The sequence below is a fragment of the Rhodosalinus halophilus genome (assembly GCF_003298775.1).
Classification (GTDB): Bacteria; Pseudomonadota; Alphaproteobacteria; order Rhodobacterales; family Rhodobacteraceae; genus Rhodosalinus; species Rhodosalinus halophilus.
In genome coordinates this window covers 1-220 of record NZ_QNTQ01000061.1, presented here as the reverse complement: position 1 = coordinate 220, position 220 = coordinate 1, and the positions used below count along the sequence as shown (strand labels likewise).

1 protein-coding gene is annotated in these 220 nt (G+C 71.4%); it reads right to left on the bottom strand.

What is annotated here, in order from left to right; genetic code table 11:
• Positions 1-220: hypothetical protein (locus DRV85_RS18850; protein ID WP_199526104.1), on the bottom strand; the 220-nt coding region annotated here is incomplete at both ends.

Below are 220 nucleotides of genomic sequence, written 5' to 3'. Positions count from 1 at the left end.
GAGCGCCATCAGGTCGCGCCGGGTCGGGCGGAGATCGGACCACGGCACCAGCGCGTCCACGGTGACCGGCAGGACGACGTCCGTGAGCAGATCGATCTCGAGCGGCGTGGCGGCGCTGCGGTTGACGCCACGCCCGCGACCCATGGCCTGGATGAGCTCGCCCTCGCAGATGCTCCAGCGCACGGCCTCGGCAATGGGATCGGCGTGTTCCTCCATCGCG